Origin of the sequence: Gordonia shandongensis DSM 45094 (assembly GCF_000423025.1) — a bacterium.
Lineage (GTDB): Bacteria > Actinomycetota > Actinomycetes > Mycobacteriales > Mycobacteriaceae > Gordonia > Gordonia shandongensis.
The window spans coordinates 23,262-40,265 of record NZ_AUHE01000002.1; the positions used below are offsets into that span (position 1 = coordinate 23,262).

Below are 17,004 nucleotides of genomic sequence, written 5' to 3' on the forward strand. Positions count from 1 at the left end.
AAGGCACTTGGGTGCCTGTACGGGGGGACGATGGACTCACGGGGGACGACGAAGGAGAGCAGTGGCCAAACGCGTGAACACGATGACGGTGCTCCGGCGAGAGCGGCTGACGCCGCACATGATCCGGTTGTGGCTGGGGGGAGCCGGCTTCGACGACTTCCTCCCGGTGGTCGGCGAATCCGGACTGCCGGACACCGACATGTACGTGAAGATCGTGTTCGCCCCCGAGGGCGTGACCTATCCGCAGCCGCTCGACATGGAGGCGATCAAGGCGACACTGCCGCCCGAGCAGCAGCCCGTGCTGCGGACCTACACCGTGCGTCACCATCGCCCCGACGACCGCGAGATCGCGATCGACTTCGTCGTTCACGGCGAGGAGGGGATCGCGGGACCGTGGGCCGACCGGGTGGAGCCGGGGGAGACGGTCACCTTCCTGGGGCCCGGGAGCGGATACCGTCCGGATCCGGAGGCGCCGTGGCATCTGATGGTGTCCGACGAAGCCGGCCTGCCGGCACTGGCGGCGGGACTGGAAGCGCTGCCGGACGATGCGATCGCGAAGGTCTTCATCGAGGTCGCGGGCGAATCGGATGAGCTTCCGCTCACGGCGCCGGCGGGCGCCGAGATCACCTGGGTGCACCGGGGCGCACCGGCGGGTGACGCGGACGACGCTGTCGCCGGAGACAACGCGCCGGTGATCGACGCGGTCCGCGCGGCGTCGTGGCTGCCGGGTGAGCCGCAGGTGTTCATCCACGGTGAGGCCCAGGCCGTGATGAAGAATCTGCGCCGCTACGTCCGCAAGGAACGCGGGGTCGGTGCCCGCCGGGCCGGTTCGATCTCCGGATACTGGCGCCGCGGCCGGACCGAGGAGGGATTCCGGCAGTGGAAGGCCGACCTCCGGACGGCCGAAGCCGCGACATCGTGACACCCCGGACGTCGCGGACGAGGTCGACCGCGACGGGGCGCGATCACAGCACCGGCTCGTCCTCGAGTCGACTCCGCGGCACGGCGAGCGCAGACACGGAAGCGGTCACACACGCGGCGAGCGAGATCACCGCCGCCCACACGTAGGCTCCCGGCGTCGGCACGGTGTTCGCGCCGAGCGGCGCCCCGGGCACGTGCTCGACGGAGGCGGCCAGGATCATCCCGATCACGGCCGTCGCCGACGACGTGCCGACCGACCGCATCAACGCGTTGACGCCGTTGGCCTCGCCGGTCTGCGTGACCGGCACCCAATCCATGATGAGCGCGGGCATCGCCGAATAGGCGATGCCCAGACCGGCGCCGATGAAGGCGTTCACGACGAGCATGAACGGCCACGTCGGATGCCACGGTCCGACGATCATGACCAGGAAGGCCAGGTATCCGACGGAGATCACCGCGCCGCCGGTCGCCAGCGAGATCCGTGCTCCTCGGATTCGGGTGAGCCACGCGCTGACATACGAGAAGGCGAACATCACCAGACCGGCGGGCATCAGCACCAGGCTGGCGTTCACGATGTCGAGACCGATCCCCGTCGACGACGAGGTCGGCGCCTCGAGCACCTGAATGGGCATCATCTGCATCGCGTAGAACGCGAACCCGGTGGCGATCGACGCGATGTTCGTCAACAGGATCGGTCGGCGGATGGTGGTCGCGAGATCGATGAGGGCGTTCTCCACCCGGTTCTCCCACGTCCACCACAGGACCGATGACACCGCGAATCCCGCGAACAGGCCGAGGATCGCCGGGCTCGACCAGCCCCATTCGGCGCCCTTCGACAGCGCCAGGAGCACGCAGCTCAGCAGGACGGTCAGTCCGATGGCGCCGATCGCGTCGAAGCGGCCGCCGGTTGCGATGTCGCTGCGCGGGACGGTGAGCGCGACGGCGGCCGCGGCGACGACGCCGACCGCGGTGGACACCCAGAACAGCGCGTTCCAGTTGATCTGCTGCGCGATCACCGCGGCGAACGGCAACCCCAGTGACCCGCCGACGCCCAGCGAGGCGCTCATGGCACCGATGGACGAACCGAGTCGGGCGGGCGGCACGATGTCGCGCATCAGGCTGATCCCGACGGCGATGGTTCCGATGCCGAGTCCCTGGATACCGCGCCCGACGAGGAACAGCAGCAGCCCCGACGACAGCGCGCACACCGCCGAGCCCACGGCGACGGCACCGAGGCTCGCGATGAGGACGAGACGCTTGCCGATCATGTCGCCGAGACGCCCGGAGATCGGGGTGATGACGGCGCCGACCAGCAGTGTGATCGTCAGGGCCCAGGACGCGTTGGTGGAGGTCGTGTCGAGCATCGTGGGCAGATCCGGGATCAACGGCACGATGATCGTCTGCATCAGTGCGACGACGATGCCGGCGGCGCACAGGACGGCGACCGCCAACCGGGGATGTTCGGCGGGATCGGTGGTCGAGGCGGTGTCGGGACGGGCTGTCAGGGTCGAACCTTCGGTGAGACGCGGCGGGGCGTGAAGCGGACTGGGATGGGGCGGATGCGAATGGGCGCGGGTCGGGTGCGCCCTTCGAAGATAGCCCGACTCCGAACCTCCCGAGTCCGGCGGACTCGCGTGTGACGACGATCGACGGTTCCTCGCCGAGCGCCGCGGCGAGGTGTCCGGGTGACGCGGTCGGTGCGCACTAGACTGTGCGGCATGGCTGATCTGCTGGATCGCTTCGCCGATCACCTGCGGTACGAGCGGGGGCGCAGTGAGCACACGGTGCGCGCCTATCTCGGCGACGTGCGAGGCCTCGTGGCGTTCGGCGGTGCCCGCGGAGTTCCCGTGGAGGAGACCGATCTGGATCTGTTGCGGGCCTGGCTCGCCGAGATCACCCGTCGGGGGGCGGCTCGGACGACCGTGGCACGGCGGGTGTCGGCGGCGAAGACCTTCTGTGAGTGGGCCACCCGCGAGGGGATCCTCGGGGCCGACCCGGCGGTGCGGTTGCAGGCGCCCCGTGCGCACCGGGTTCTGCCGACGGTGCTCGGTCCGGACGAGGCCGCGGCTGCGGTGGACGCGGCGGCCGCGCGGCGCCGCCCAGCCCCTGATTCTCCAGCCCCTGATTCTCCAGCCCCCGCTGTTCGAGACCCCGCTGTTCGAGGACCCGACGTTCCGGTGGGGGATTCGGTTCGGGATTCGTCGGTCCCCGAGGTGTCCGACGATCCGGTCGCCGTGCGTGATCGCGCGCTCGTGGAGGTGCTGTATTCGTGTGGCCTCCGCGTCGGCGAACTGTGCGGGCTGGATCTGGGCGACGTCGACGTCGACCGCCGTGTGGTGCGCGTGATCGGCAAGGGTGACAAGCAGCGGACGGTGCCTTACGGCGTGCCCGCGCAGCGGGCGCTCGACGACTGGCTGCGGTCCGGCCGGCCGGCGCTGGCGACGGCGGCGTCGGGGGAGGCGCTCTTCGTCGGTGTTCGCGGCGGTCGGCTCGATCAGCGGATGGCGCGGACCGTGGTCCACCGTGCGACGGCCGCCGTCGGGGCACCGGTCGGCCCGCACGCGTTGCGGCACAGTGCGGCGACCCATCTCGTCGAGGGTGGTGCGGACCTGCGGGTGGTCCAGGAACTCCTGGGGCACTCCTCGCTCGCGACCACGCAGCTCTACACCCACGTCAGCGTCGAACGACTCCGCGCGGTCCATCGCCAGGCCCACCCGCGCGCCTGATCGGGTGCCCGACGCCACCTGCTCCCGACGGAGCAGGCAGCCGCAGCGGACACCATGCCGTCGCAGCGGTCACAGGGGTGGTTTGAGTCGTACTCGCAGGAGTCCGAGCAGTCCGAGCGGATTCAGGTAGTCGGCGAGCCGACCGGTTCCGCGGCGCGCGCCCCAATGCAGGCACGCCGCCCGGCGGCACCCCTCGTGACCGGCGACGAGATAGCCGATGACCTGTCCGGTCACCACCTGCTCACCGCGGCGCACCCGAGGATCCACCGGCTCGTACGTGGTCGACAGTCCGTCGGGGTGCAGGATCGACACCACCGGGCGCCCCGCGAGCGGGCCGGCGAAGACCACCGACCCGGCCCGTGCGGCGAGGACCGCCGACTGCGCCGGCGCCGCCAGGTCGACACCGCGATGACCGGCGAGCCACCGCTGGGCGGGCGGATCGAAGGACCGGACCACCGACGGGCGGGGAGCCAGCGGCCAGTCGTACCCCGCACGGGCGGAGGCGGGCGCCCCCGCCGTCGACGCGAGGAGCACCGCGAGGAGGGTGACGGCGCACAGGCCGCGAAGTACGACGGGACGGAATACGACGGGAGGCGAAGTCGAAGGGCGGGCGGCTCTCATGCCAATTGGACGCACGCCGGTCGGGTTCGGATCCCTCGGCGTGTCGCGGAGACGGTCGATTTGGCTGGTGGCAGCGGCGCGGAGTAGTCTGGCCGACGCACTCGGAACTGTTCCGAGTGACTTCGCGCGCCCGCGTGAGACGTCGACCCCGAGCGGTCCCGGAGCGATCCGGGTACGGGGCGGCAGCGGGTGCCAGGGCCGGACTCGACGGGAGTACCGGCGACAACTGCGAGAATAAGGACGTGAGTCATGGCAGTCGTGACCATGAAGCAGCTGCTCGACAGCGGCGCACACTTCGGGCATCAGACCCGGCGGTGGAACCCGAAGATGAAGCGGTTCATCTTCACCGACCGCAACGGCATCTACATCATCGACCTGCAGCAGACGCTGTCGTACATCGACCGCGCCTACGAGTTCGTCAAGGAGACCGTCGCCCACGGCGGGACCATCCTGTTCGTCGGCACCAAGAAGCAGGCGCAGGAGTCGATCGCCGCTGAGGCGACCCGTGTCGGCATGCCCTACGTGAACCAGCGGTGGCTGGGCGGCATGCTCACCAACTTCCAGACGGTCCACAAGCGTCTCCAGCGTCTCAAGGAACTCGAGACCATGGAGCAGACCGGCGGCTTCGAGGGGCGCACCAAGAAGGAAATCCTCATGCTGACGCGTGAGAAGAACAAGCTCGAGCGCACCCTCGGCGGCATCCGCGACATGGCCAAGGTGCCCTCGGCCGTGTGGGTCGTCGACACCAACAAGGAGCACATCGCCGTCGGTGAGGCGCGCAAGCTCAACATCCCGGTCATCGCGATCCTCGACACGAACTGCGATCCCGACGTGGTCGACTACCCGATTCCGGCGAACGACGACGCGATCCGGAGCGCAGCGCTCCTGACCCGCGTCATCGCCTCGGCGGTCGCCGAGGGCGTGCAGGCGCGCGCCGGACAGACCGGCGGGGACGCCAAGCCGGAGGCCGGCGAGGGCGAACCGCTCGCCGAGTGGGAGCAGGAACTGCTGGCGGAGGCTTCGGCCCCGGCGGCCGCCGGCGCGGAGGGCGCCGCGAGCGCCGAGACCGCGACCGATGGCGCCGAGCAGGCTCCTGCCGCAGAATAAGACCGGGCTGGACCCTTCTCCGGCGGGGTGACCACCCCGCCGGAGAGTCTCGCTTTTCTCCACACAGAATCGTAGAAGGAGGGTCGCCACAGATGGCGAACTACACCGCGGCAGACGTCAAGCGTCTGCGCGAAATGACCGGCTCGGGCATGCTCGACTGCAAGAACGCCCTCGCTAACAACGATGGCGATCTCGACAAGGCCATCGAGGAACTGCGCATCAAGGGCGCCAAGGACGTGGGCAAGCGCGCCGAGCGTTCCACCGCCGAAGGCCTCGTCGCCGCGCGTGACGGCGTGATGATCGAGCTCAACAGCGAGACGGACTTCGTCGCCAAGAACGAGGAGTTCCAGAAGCTGGCCGACGACATCCTCGCCGCGGCGATCTCGCTGCGGACCAACGACCTCGATGCGCTGCAGGCGGCCCCGCTGGGGACCGGCACCGTGGCCGAGGCCGTCGAGGCGATGTCGGCCAAGATCGGCGAGAAGCTGGTTCTTCGCCGCGTCGCGGCGTACGACGGACCGGTCGCCGTCTACCTGCACAAGCGGGCATCCGACCTGCCGCCGGCCGTGGGCGTTCTCGTCTCGTACACCGGTGAGGGCGACGTGGCGGCCGAGGCCGCCCGCGGCGCCGCCATGCAGGTCGCGGCACTGCGCGCCCAGTACGCCACGCGCGAGGAGATCCCCGCCGACGTCGTCGAGAACGAGCGTCGCATCGCCGAGGAGACCGCGAAGGCCGAAGGCAAGCCGGAGCAGGCGCTGCCCAAGATCGTCGAGGGCCGCGTGACGGGCTTCTACAAGGACGTCGTCCTGGTGGACCAGCCGTCGGTCACCGACTCCAAGAAGACCGTGAAGGCGATCCTGGACGAGGCCGGCGCCTCCGTCGTCGCGTTCACCCGCTTCGAGGTCGGCCAGTCCTGACATCGGACTGAACAGCACGCACTCCGGCCCCGGATCCGCCCACCGGGCGGCACCGGGGCCGGAGTGCGTCTGGGGCGGTGTCGACCGCCTAAGATGATCAGAGTGTGTGCCGACTCCCGAGTGAAGGAAGAGATGAGCGTGACGCAGTCGACCGCCGACCCGGCCTCCAGCGCCGAGCGGGGACGAGCGGGTTTCTCCAGGGTTCTGCTCAAGCTGGGTGGTGAGATGTTCGGCGGCGGTCAGGTGGGACTGGATCCCGATGTCGTCGGCGCGGTCGCCGACCAGATCGCGGATGTGGTCACGTCCGGTGTGCAGGTCGGCATCGTGATCGGCGGGGGAAACTTCTTCCGCGGGGCCGAACTCCAGCAGCGCGGCCTGGACCGTGCGCGTTCGGACTACATGGGCATGCTCGGCACGGTCATGAACTGCCTCGCCCTCCAGGACTTCCTCGAGAAGCGGGGCATCACCACCCGCGTGCAGACGGCCATCACGATGGGGCAGGTCGCCGAGCCGTACCTGCCGCTGCGGGCCGTCCGACACCTGGAGAAGGGGCGGGTCGTCATCTTCGGCGCGGGTATGGGCATGCCGTACTTCTCGACCGACACCACCGCCGCCCAGCGAGCCCTGGAGATCAAGGCGGAGGCGGTCCTGATGGCGAAGGCCGTCGACGGCGTCTACACCGACGACCCCCGGGTGCGCCCCGATGCCGAGCTCATCCATGAGATCACCCACCGCGAGGTGCTCGAGCGTGAACTGAAGGTGGCCGACGCGACGGCGTTCAGCCTGTGCATGGACAACAACATGCCGATGCTCGTCTTCAACCTCCTGGAACGCGGCAACATCGCCCGCGCGGTCGCCGGGGAGCCGATCGGCACCCTCGTGCGCAGTCCGCGGCCTTGACCGGGTCGGGGACGCTTGCCTCCACCGACCAGTACTCTCACCGGGAACGAACAAAGGACAGATAAGTCATGATCGACGAAGCTCTGCTCGACGCCGAGGAGAAGATGGAGAAGGCCGTCGCACACCTGCGCGACGACATGGCCTCCATCCGCACCGGGCGTGCCAACCCCGCGATGTTCAACCGGGTCGCCATCGACTACTACGGTGCGATGACCCCGATCACCCAGGTGGCGAGTATCAATACGCCCGAGCCGCGTCTCGTGGTGATCAAGCCGTACGAGCAGTCGACGATGGGCGACATCGAGACGGCGATCCGCAACTCGGACCTCGGCGTCAACCCGACCAACGACGGCACCGTCATCCGCGTCGCCGTTCCGCAGCTCACCGAGGAGCGCCGGAAGGATCTCGGCAAGCAGGCCCGCGGTAAGGGCGAGGACGCGAAGGTGGCGATCCGGAACGTGCGCCGCAAGGCGGCCGAGGAGCTCAAACGCATCCAGAAGGACGGCGAGGCCGGTGAGGACGAGGTGAGTCGCGCCGAGAAGGAACTCGACAAGACCACGCACACCTACACCGACAGCGTCGACGAGCTGGTCAAGAACAAGGAAGCCGAGCTGCTCGAAGTATGACAACCGCTCCCACGTCCCGGGCCGGGCGGAATCTGCCGGCCGCGATCGGGGTCGGCGTCGGCCTGGGGGCCATGCTGATCCTCGTGCTGGCCTACGTGCCCGATGTCTGGTACGTCGTGGTCTCCGTTGCGATCGCCGTCGCGACGTGGGAGGTCGGCAAGCGGATGCGGGACGGCGGTTTCGACATCGCGCTGATCCCGCTGCTGCTCGGCGGGCAGGCGATCATCTGGAGCTCATGGCCGTGGGGCGTGGAAGGCGCGTTCGTCGCCTTCGCCGTCACCGTCCTGGTGATGATGGTGTGGAAGCTCTTCGCCCAGGGCCTCGCCGAGGCGCCCACACATTATGTGCGGGACCTGTCGCTGTCGATCCTGGTCCTGGCGTGGTTGCCGATGCTGGCGATGTTCGCCGCCGACATGGTGCGGCAGTCGGACGGCAACTTCCGGGTCTTCACGATGGTGATCGTCGTGGTCTGCTCCGATGTGGGCGGCTACGCGGCGGGTGTGCTGTTCGGCAAGCACCCGATGGCTCCGGCGATCAGCCCGAAGAAGTCGTGGGAGGGACTCGTCGGCTCGCTCGTGGTCGGCACGGTCGGCGCGGTCTGCTGTTCGCTGTTCCTGCTCGGCACCGCGTGGTGGGTCGGGGTGGCTCTGGGCCCGCTCATGGTGATCGTCGCGACCGTCGGGGACCTCGTGGAGTCGCAGGTGAAACGGGATCTGGGGATCAAGGACATGGGGTCCCTGCTGCCCGGGCACGGCGGCATCATGGACCGCCTGGACTCCCTGCTGCCGTCGTCGTTGGTGAGCTGGGGGATCCTCACCCTCCTGGTGTGACGGCCCCTCCCGGTGTGACGGCGGCCGGCGGTCAGGCGCCGTCGCGGCGGGCGGCGCGGCGAAGCGCGCGGCGCAGTTGAACGAGCCGGGCGCCGCTGAGCGCGGCGGTGATGAGCGCGCCGGCGATGGCGGCGATCAGAAGGCTGACGCCGACGGGAACGTCGGCGGTGAGCGTGAAGAAGTGCACCGACTGACTGGTGAGGTTCTGCAGAATGAACACCAGCAGCAGGATGGTGACGAGGACGCCCACGATCCAGCCGATCAGGGTGGCACTGCTGCGGGTGTGCGCGATATCGCGGTCCGCGGACGGCCGCGGTGCGGGGTTCTCTGGTCCGGTGCTGGGTTCTGGCGTGGTCATGACCCCATCTTGGCATGAGAGAATGGCGTCATGACGTCTCTTCCCCTGGTTTTCGACGCGCCGAAGCGCGGATTGCCGCCCAAGCACTTCGCCGATCTCGATGCCGAGGCGCGGGTCGCCGCCGTGACCGCTCTCGGATTGCCGAAGTTCCGGGCGAAGCAACTGGCCAACCACTACTTCGGCCGTCTCACCGGCGACGTCGCCGAGATGACCGATCTCCCCGCCGCCAAGCGCGACGAGGTGGCCGCCGCGCTGTTTCCGACGTTGATGACGCCGCTGCGTCACATCGCGTGCGACGACGACAGCACACGCAAGACACTGTGGCGACTGCACGACGGGACGCTGCTGGAGTCGGTGCTCATGCGGTATCCGGAGCGGAACACCCTGTGCATCTCGTCGCAGGCGGGATGCGGCATGGCCTGTCCCTTCTGTGCGACGGGGCAGGGCGGACTCGATCGCAACCTGTCGACGGCGGAGATCGTCGATCAGGTGCGGGCGGCCGCGCGGGCGCTGCGCGACGGTGATCTCGGGGCGCCCGGTCGTCTGTCGAACATCGTCTTCATGGGGATGGGCGAGCCCCTCGCGAACTACCGGCGGGTCGTCGACGCCGTCCGCAAGATCACCTCGCCGTCGCCCGACGGTTTCGGCATCTCGGCGCGGTCCGTCACCGTGTCGACGGTGGGTCTGGCCCCGGCGATCCGACGGCTGGCCGATGAGGGGCTGCAGGTGACACTCGCCGTGTCGCTGCACACGCCGGACGACGAACTGCGTGACACCCTGGTCCCGGTGAACAACCGGTGGTCGGTGTCGGAGGTGCTGGACGCCGCCCGCTACTACGCGGACACGACCGGGCGTCGGGTGTCGATCGAGTACGCGCTGATCCGCGATGTAAACGATCAGCCGTGGCGCGCGGAGATGCTGGGGCGCAAGCTGCACCGCGCACTCGGCGGTCTGGTCCACGTGAACCTGATCCCGTTGAACCCGACCCCCGGGTCGCAGTGGGATGCGAGTCCGAAACCGGTGGAGGCCGAGTTCGTCCGCCTGGTCCGCGAGCAGGGGGTGTCGTGCACCGTCCGCGACACCCGGGGTCAGGAGATCGCCGCGGCCTGCGGGCAGCTCGCAGCGGAGGAGAAGTAGCGGGTCAGCGCTTCCAGGCGCCCTTGCGCGGGATCATCTCGTAGACGGTGTAGCCGATCAGCGCGACGGCGAACACCACGAGGTAGATGTCCTCGACGTGGCCGACGTGGTTGCCGATGAGCATCGCCAGCAGGATGATGCCGGTGACCAGCGATGCGGCGGCGATGGAGCGACGTCCGACGCCGTGCCACCCGAAGCGGGCCGACGGCGCATCGGCGGGTTCGCGAACCCATCCGGTGTCGATGGGCTGGACCTGGGTACTTGCCACGTTCACTCCTTATGACTGCCTGTAGTAGTCCGGCCTACAGCATAACCCGGCGGCGGTGCGCGACAATGGCGGGTGTGACGACGAGTGTGTTGATTCTCGGATCCACGGGATCCATCGGTACCCAGGCCCTCGAGGTGATCGCCGAGCATCCCGGTCGATTCCGGGTGGTCGGCCTCGGGGCCGGTGGCGGCGACCTCGACCTCCTGCACCGGCAGATCGCCCAGACCGGTGTGGGTGCCGATGCGGTCGCGGTGGCCGACCCCGCGGCCGCGGAGGTGCTGGGCGGGCGGCTCGGTGCCCCGGTGCACGGCGGCGAGGACGCGATGGTCGCCCTCATCGAGTCGGTGGGGGCCGACGTGATCCTGAACGGCATCGTCGGTGCCATCGGTCTGCGGCCGAGCCTGGCGGCGTTGGCGACCGGTGCGCGGCTGGCGCTGGCGAACAAGGAGTCGTTGGTGGCCGGCGGTGCCCTCGTCCTCGACGCGGCTGCGCCGGGGCAGATCGTTCCGGTCGACTCGGAGCACTCGGCGATCGCCCAGTGTCTGCGGGGCGGTACGGCCGACGAGGTGGACCGGTTGGTTCTCACCGCTTCGGGCGGACCCTTCCGCGGGTGGTCGGCCGAGCGGGTCGCCGAGGTGACTCCCGAGCAGGCGGGGCGTCATCCGACGTGGTCGATGGGGCCGATGATCACGCTCAACTCGGCGACCCTGGTGAACAAGGCCCTCGAGGTCGTCGAGGCACACCTGCTGTTCGGTGTCGACTACGACCGCATCGACGTGACCGTGCACCCGCAGTCGATCGTGCACTCGATGGTGACCTTCGTCGACGGGGCGACGATCGCCAAGGCGTCGCCGCCGTCGATGAAACTGCCGATCGCCTTGGCGTTGGGGTGGCCCGACCGCGTCCCGGGATCGTCCGCGGCCTGCGACTGGTCGACGGCGTCGACCTGGACTTTCGAGCCCGTCGACGACGCGGTGTTCCCGGCGATCGAACTGGTCCGCGACGCGGGTCGACGGGGCGGCAGCCTGACGGCGATCTACAACGCGGCCAACGAGGTGGCGGCATCCGCGTTCTTCGCCGGTGCGATCGGCTTCCCCCGGATCGTCGGGACCGTGGCCGACGTGCTCGCCGACGCCGACGCGTGGACGACGCGACCGGGTACCCTCGACGAGGTGTTGGCGGCCGACCGATGGGCGCGCGACCGTGCCGCGGACGTCGTGGCGGCGGTCGCCCGGTGACGGCGAGCCGCTCCTGAACAGGAAGGACGCAGTGTGAGTCTCGCGCTCGGCATCGTGCTCTTCGCGATCGCACTGCTGGTCTCGATCGCGTGGCACGAGCTCGGTCACATGTGGGCCGCGAAGGCCACGGGCATGAAGGTCCGCCGATACTTCGTCGGCTTCGGCCCCACCCTGTGGTCGCGGCGGGTCGGGGAGACCGAGTACGGCATCAAGGCGCTGCCGCTCGGCGGCTTCTGCGACATCGCGGGGATGACGCCCTACGACCAGCTCAGCGATGAGGACGCGCCGCGTGCGATGTATCGACAGAGCACGTGGAAGCGACTCGTCGTTCTGCTGGCCGGACCGTTCCAGAACTTCGTCCTCGGCTTCGTCCTCATCGTGATCGCCGCACTCGGTTGGGGACTGCCGGTCCTGAACCCCGATCCCGTGCCGGTGCACGTCGCGAAGGTCGAGTGCGTCGCGGCGACCACCGATGCGGAGGGGAACCCGGAGCCGTGCACCGGTCCGGCGCCGGCCGCCGACGCGGGCCTGCGGGTCGGGGACCGACTGGTCTCGGTGAACGGCCGCGCCATCGACTACAGCGGCGATCTGGTCCGCGAGGTGCAGGACACCTCGCGGCCCGTCGACCTGGTCGTCGAGCGGGACGGGCGGGAACTGGACCTCACGATCCCGGTGTCGCGGGTGCAGCGCATGGTCTCCGACGACGGGGGACAGTCGGTCCGGCCGGCGGAGGTCGGCGCCATCGGTGTGACGATGACGAACGACGGCACGCTCGAAACGGTGCGGCACTACGATGCGCTGTCGGTGTGGGGCGGCGCGATCTCGTTCACCGGGGAGTTGGGCGTCGAGACGGGGAAGGCGCTGATCTCGCTGCCGTCGAAGGTGGCGGGACTGTGGACGGCGGTGACCGGCGGTGAGCGTGCCGTCGACAGTCCGGTGAGCGTGGTGGGCGCGTCGGTCCTGGGCGGCGAGGCCGTGGAACGCGGCTACTGGGACCTGTTCGTCATGCTCCTGTTGAGCGTCAACTTCTTCCTCGGGGCGTTCAATCTCGTTCCGCTGCTGCCGCTGGACGGCGGGCACATGGCGATCGCCCTGTACGAGAGGGTTCGCAACAGCCTCCGTCGGTGGTCCGGCCGGGCCCCGGCCGGACCCGTGGACTACTACAAACTGCTTCCGCTGACGTACGCGGTGATCGTGGTGATGGCCGGATTCATGCTGCTCACCCTCACCGCCGACATCGTCAATCCGATCAAGCTGTTCGGATGACCGGACCCGTCCCGTGGGCGGCGACGGCCTCGTCCGTCGAGGTCGCCGACGGCGGGTCGGTAGAATCGGTGACGTCCGCCCGTGACTCGAGTGTTCTCCAGAGAGAAGGATCATGACTGCAATCGGCCTTGGAATCCCATCCGGTCCGCCGCCCGTTCTGGCGCCGCGACGCCGGACCAGGCAGATCCAGGTCGGTTCCGTGGGTGTGGGCAGTGACCATCCGATCTCGGTTCAGTCGATGACGACGACGAAGACCCACGACATCAATGCGACGCTGCAGCAGATCGCCCAGCTCACGGCCGCCGGCTGCGACATCGTGCGTGTCGCGTGCCCGCGGCAGGAGGACGCCGATGCGCTCAGTGTGATCGCGCGCAAGTCGCAGATCCCGGTGATCGCCGACATCCACTTCCAGCCCAAGTACATCTTCGCGGCGATCGACGCCGGGTGCGCGGCCGTTCGCGTGAACCCGGGCAACATCAAGGAGTTCGACGGCCGCGTCAAGGAGGTCGCGAAGGCGGCCGGCGACGCGGGAATCCCCATCCGCATCGGCGTCAACGCCGGCTCCCTCGACAAGCGCCTCATGGAGAAATACGGCAAGGCCACCCCCGAGGCGCTCGTGGAGTCCGCGCTGTGGGAGGCCAGTCTGTTCGAGGACCACGGTTTCGGGGACATCAAGATCTCGGTGAAGCACAACGACCCCGTCGTCATGGTCGAGGCCTACCGGCAGTTGGCGGCACAGTGCGACTATCCGCTGCACCTCGGCGTCACCGAGGCCGGCCCCGCGTTCCAGGGCACCATCAAGTCGGCGGTGGCGTTCGGATCGCTGCTCGCCGACGGCATCGGCGACACGATCCGCGTCTCGCTGTCGGCGCCGCCGGCCGAGGAGATCAAGGTCGGCGACGCGATCCTGCAGTCGCTGAATCTGCGTCCCCGCAAACTGGAGATCGTCTCGTGCCCGTCGTGCGGCCGCGCGCAGGTCGACGTCTACAAGCTGGCCGATGAGGTCACCGCGGGCCTCGAAGGTCTCGAGGTTCCGCTGCGCGTCGCCGTGATGGGGTGCGTCGTCAACGGTCCCGGTGAGGCGCGCGACGCCGACCTCGGTGTCGCCTCCGGCAACGGCAAGGGGCAGATCTTCGTCAAGGGCGAGGTGATCAAGACCGTGCCCGAGGCGCAGATCGTGGAGACTCTGATCACCGAAGCGCTGCGTATCGCCGATGAACTGGGGGAGACTGGTGATCGGGGAGATGCCGGTGAGGGCACGCCGACGGTGACCGTCGGCTGACAGACCAGGAGGTGGGGCGTGCTCGGAGTCGTCGGAGACCGCCCACTGGGCGCGAAGGACGTCGATGCGGTGTCGCGCGCCCTCGATCTGGAGCCGGTGGCGTCGTGCATGGTCGCGGCGCGCGTAGAGGCCTACGGGCTCTCGCCGAGGTTCCTCGGCGGCGAGATGTGGACCGCGTCCGTCCCGACCGATTCCCTCGCCTTCTCCGGAGCCAATCTCATGCCGCTGCGAGGCGGGCCCGCTGATCTGGACGTCTTCGCCGACCGCGCGCTCGCCGCGCCGCGGATCTGCACGTCGGTGGTCGGTGAGGCGGCGCTGACGCTGCCGCTGTGGGATCGGCTGGCGTCCCACTGGGGGCCCGCGCGGGAGATCCGCGCCGAACAGCCGCTGCTGGCGTTGCACGGATACCCGGCGATCGCCCCGGACCCGCACGTCCGACTGGTCACGATGGCCGATCTGGACCGCTACTTCCCGGCGGCCGTCGAGATGTTCATCGGCGAGGTCGGCGTCGACCCCTGTGCGGGTGACGACGGCCGCTCGTATCGGCGTCGTCTCGCCTCCCTCATCTCCGCGCGACGGGTCTTCGCCCGGTTCGACGGCGATCAGGTCGTCTACAAGGCCGAGATCGGGTCGATGTCGCGTCGCGTCGGCCAGATCCAGGGCGTCTGGGTGGACCCCGACGTGCGGGGTCGCGGGCACGGTGCGGCCGGGACCGCGGCGGTGGTGGCGGCGATCGCCCGCCAGGGGCGTACCGCGAGCCTCTACGTGAACGGTTTCAACCGCGCGGCGAAGGAGACCTACCGGAGGGTGGGATTCGCACAGGTCGGCACCTTCGCGACCGTCCTCGTCGACTGACCGCGGCCGGCTCACCCGATCCGCGGGGCCGTGACTCCGCACGTCGTGCGGCGCCTCCGCCGCGGCGCGTCGTGCGGCACCTCCGCCGCAGCGCTGCGGCCGCTGCATATCATGAGCGGCGATGTCCGCCGTACCGTTCCGTCTCGTCCCCGTCGCGCTGGTGACGGTGTGCGCGCTGATGTTCGGAACGATGGCCTGTGCGAACACCGATGACGGTCCCCGCGACGCGGCGGCCACGTTCCTCGACCTCATCGCCGACCGTGACCTGGCGGAGGCGGCGGCGGCGACCACCGACCCGAAGGCGGCGCGATCGGCACTGGCCTCCGCATGGGAGGGGCTGTCGGCCACGGCGCTGTCGGCCGCACCGGGGCGCATCCGCATCGACGGCGACGTCGCGGACGTGGACGTCGACTACCGGTGGACCCTGCCCGGGCGTCGGACCTGGACGGCGGACGCCACCCTGACCCTCGTCCGCGACGACGACGGTTGGACGGTGCGGTGGGCGTCGACGGCACTGCATCCGCGGCTCGGCGCCGATCAACATCTGACGTTCACGCTGACCACACCGCCCAGAGCGGCGGTCAACGAGTCCGACGGATCCGAGGTGATGGTGAACGGCGTGGTCGTCGGCATCGCCTTCGACGGGGCGGAGGCCGCACGCTCCGGTGACGTCTTCGGAGCGGCGCGGCAGCTCGTGGATACACTGCGCCCACTGGTTCCGGGACTCGACCCGCAGATCATCGCCGAGCAGTCCACGGCGCAGACGGAGCCGATGTCGATCGGCCGGATCAGCGAGGACGATTTCGACCGACTGCGCGACCGGCTGGCGATCCCCGGAGTCGTGACCGACCCGCAGGCCGTGTTGATGCCCCGCGACGACCGGTTCGCCCCGCAGTTGCTCGCGCAGGTGAAGCAGACCGTCGGGTCGGCACTCGACGGCACGGCGGGGTGGCGGGTCTCGGTGGTCAATCCGAACGGACTGGTGGCCGACGTGGTCTCCGAGGATCGTGGGCGTCCGGCGCCATCGGTGCTGTTGACCGTCTCCCGCACCGTGCAGGACGCCGCGCAGCGGGCGGTGAACACCGTCCGTGGAAAGCAGGCGATGCTCGTCGCGGTGCAGGCGTCGACGGGACGGATTCTGGCGGTGGCGCAGAACGCCGACGCCGACAAGGACGGATTGCTCGCCACCACCGGCCGGTACCCGCCGGGATCGACGTTCAAGATGGTCACATCGGCCGCCGCCTTCCACGCCGATATGGCGACGCCCGACACGATCGTGCCGTGTCCCGGCGAGATCCGGATCGGGGATCGCACGATCCCGAACTACAACGGCTTCTCCCTCGGCCCCGTCCCGCTGGAGACGGCGTTCGCCGATTCGTGCAACACGACGTTCGCGGACCTCGCGAGCCGGATGGGACCGACCGATCTGGCGCATGCGGCCACGGCGATGGGCATCGGACGTCAATACACCGTCCCCGGCCTCGATGTGGCGACCGGATCGGTGCCGGTGGAGCCCGCACTGGTAGCCCGCAGCGAGGACGGCTTCGGTCAGGGCAAAGTGTTGGCCACACCGCTCGGGATGGCCCTGGTCGCCGCGGCGGCGCAGAGCGGCCGGGCACAGACGCCGACGCTCATCGACGGCCGGACGACACGGGTCGCCGGACCGGATGTGGCACTGGAACCGCGGGTGTACGAACAGCTCCGACCGATGATGCGGGCCGTCGTCGCGCGGGGAACCGGGACCGCGATCTCATCGGAGGGCGAGGTCTTCGGCAAGACCGGTGAGGCCGAGGTGGAGGGCGGCTCGCACGCCTGGTTCGCCGGATATCGCGGCGACATCGCCTTCGCGTCGCTGATCGTTCTCGGCGGGGACTCGTCTCACGCGGTCACGATCAGTCGCGACTTCCTCGCCGGGATCCCGCCCGAGTATCGACCCTGATCACACCGGCCCG

At 69.5% G+C, this 17,004-nt stretch carries 17 protein-coding genes; 13 read left to right on the forward strand and 4 right to left on the reverse strand.

The features are described from left to right. Positions 1 to 61 precede the first annotated feature (61 nt). Positions 62 to 922 (forward strand): siderophore-interacting protein, encoded by an 861-nt coding sequence (locus G528_RS0102885; protein WP_026917658.1) that lies wholly within the window; start codon positions 62 to 64, stop codon positions 920 to 922. Positions 923 to 965: 43 nt separating this feature from the next. Here the strand turns inward: G528_RS0102885 and G528_RS0102890 are convergent, their stop codons facing one another. After that, positions 966 to 2,372: an MFS transporter gene (locus G528_RS0102890; RefSeq protein ID WP_425402205.1), complete on the reverse strand. Its 1,407-nt coding sequence runs from the start codon at positions 2,370 to 2,372 to the stop codon at positions 966 to 968. A gap of 267 nt (positions 2,373 to 2,639) precedes the next feature. On the opposite strand from G528_RS0102890, the gene G528_RS0102895 reads away from it, so the two are divergent. Further along, positions 2,640 to 3,647, forward strand: a complete 1,008-nt coding sequence (locus tag G528_RS0102895; RefSeq protein WP_026917660.1) for a tyrosine recombinase XerC — start codon at positions 2,640 to 2,642, stop codon at positions 3,645 to 3,647. 69 nt (positions 3,648 to 3,716) lie between these two features. Here G528_RS0102895 and G528_RS0102900 read toward each other — a convergent pair whose 3' ends face one another. Then, positions 3,717 to 4,181, reverse strand: coding sequence for a M23 family metallopeptidase (locus G528_RS0102900; protein ID WP_342663102.1), 465 nt, complete (start codon positions 4,179 to 4,181; stop codon positions 3,717 to 3,719). A gap of 336 nt (positions 4,182 to 4,517) precedes the next feature. Here G528_RS0102900 and rpsB point away from each other — a divergent pair, with 336 nt between their 5' ends. The 5 genes from rpsB (at position 4,518) to G528_RS0102925 (ending at position 8,648) form a co-directional block, all read left to right on the forward strand. Further along, complete coding sequence (gene rpsB, locus G528_RS0102905; protein WP_026917662.1) at positions 4,518 to 5,375, forward strand: 30S ribosomal protein S2; 858 nt, start codon at positions 4,518 to 4,520, stop codon at positions 5,373 to 5,375. A gap of 92 nt (positions 5,376 to 5,467) precedes the next feature. Then, positions 5,468 to 6,292: a translation elongation factor Ts gene (tsf, locus tag G528_RS0102910; protein WP_026917663.1), complete on the forward strand. Its 825-nt coding sequence runs from the start codon at positions 5,468 to 5,470 to the stop codon at positions 6,290 to 6,292. Positions 6,293 to 6,424: 132 nt separating this feature from the next. Then, positions 6,425 to 7,192: a UMP kinase gene (gene pyrH / locus G528_RS0102915; RefSeq protein WP_026917664.1), complete on the forward strand. Its 768-nt coding sequence runs from the start codon at positions 6,425 to 6,427 to the stop codon at positions 7,190 to 7,192. Positions 7,193 to 7,260: 68 nt separating this feature from the next. Beyond that, entirely contained in the window at positions 7,261 to 7,818 is a 558-nt protein-coding gene (gene frr / locus G528_RS0102920) for a ribosome recycling factor (RefSeq protein ID WP_026917665.1), read from the forward strand. After that, positions 7,815 to 8,648 (forward strand): phosphatidate cytidylyltransferase, encoded by an 834-nt coding sequence (locus G528_RS0102925; protein WP_026917666.1) that lies wholly within the window; start codon positions 7,815 to 7,817, stop codon positions 8,646 to 8,648. The genes frr and G528_RS0102925 overlap by 4 nt, the downstream gene beginning before the upstream one ends. 31 nt (positions 8,649 to 8,679) lie before the next feature. Here the strand turns inward: G528_RS0102925 and G528_RS0102930 are convergent, their stop codons facing one another. Beyond that, positions 8,680 to 9,006 (reverse strand): LapA family protein, encoded by a 327-nt coding sequence (locus G528_RS0102930; RefSeq protein ID WP_051198223.1) that lies wholly within the window; start codon positions 9,004 to 9,006, stop codon positions 8,680 to 8,682. A 30-nt stretch (positions 9,007 to 9,036) separates the two neighbouring features. Here G528_RS0102930 and rlmN point away from each other — a divergent pair, with 30 nt between their 5' ends. Next, positions 9,037 to 10,143 carry a dual-specificity RNA methyltransferase RlmN gene (gene rlmN, locus G528_RS0102935; protein WP_026917667.1) on the forward strand — a complete coding sequence of 369 codons (1,107 nt, stop codon included), beginning with the start codon at positions 9,037 to 9,039 and terminating at the stop codon, positions 10,141 to 10,143. A 4-nt stretch (positions 10,144 to 10,147) separates the two neighbouring features. Here rlmN and G528_RS0102940 read toward each other — a convergent pair whose 3' ends face one another. Continuing rightward, entirely contained in the window at positions 10,148 to 10,411 is a 264-nt protein-coding gene (locus G528_RS0102940; RefSeq protein ID WP_026917668.1) for a DUF2631 domain-containing protein, read from the reverse strand. Positions 10,412 to 10,476: 65 nt separating this feature from the next. Here G528_RS0102940 and dxr point away from each other — a divergent pair, with 65 nt between their 5' ends. The 5 genes from dxr (at position 10,477) to G528_RS0102965 (ending at position 16,991) form a co-directional block, all read left to right on the forward strand. Next, positions 10,477 to 11,649, forward strand: coding sequence for a 1-deoxy-D-xylulose-5-phosphate reductoisomerase (gene dxr / locus G528_RS0102945; RefSeq protein WP_026917669.1), 1,173 nt, complete (start codon positions 10,477 to 10,479; stop codon positions 11,647 to 11,649). 33 nt (positions 11,650 to 11,682) lie between these two features. Continuing rightward, positions 11,683 to 12,915 (forward strand): M50 family metallopeptidase, encoded by a 1,233-nt coding sequence (locus G528_RS0102950; RefSeq protein WP_026917670.1) that lies wholly within the window; start codon positions 11,683 to 11,685, stop codon positions 12,913 to 12,915. A gap of 112 nt (positions 12,916 to 13,027) precedes the next feature. Continuing rightward, the gene (gene ispG / locus G528_RS0102955; protein ID WP_035718781.1) at positions 13,028 to 14,197 is read left to right on the forward strand and encodes a flavodoxin-dependent (E)-4-hydroxy-3-methylbut-2-enyl-diphosphate synthase; all 1,170 of its coding nucleotides are present in this window, start codon (positions 13,028 to 13,030) and stop codon (positions 14,195 to 14,197) included. Between the two features lie 18 nt (positions 14,198 to 14,215). Next, entirely contained in the window at positions 14,216 to 15,052 is an 837-nt protein-coding gene (locus G528_RS0102960; RefSeq protein ID WP_026917672.1) for a GNAT family N-acetyltransferase, read from the forward strand. A gap of 121 nt (positions 15,053 to 15,173) precedes the next feature. Next, complete coding sequence (locus G528_RS0102965) at positions 15,174 to 16,991, forward strand: penicillin-binding transpeptidase domain-containing protein (RefSeq protein WP_026917673.1); 1,818 nt, start codon at positions 15,174 to 15,176, stop codon at positions 16,989 to 16,991. The last annotated feature ends 13 nt before the right edge of the window (positions 16,992 to 17,004 follow it).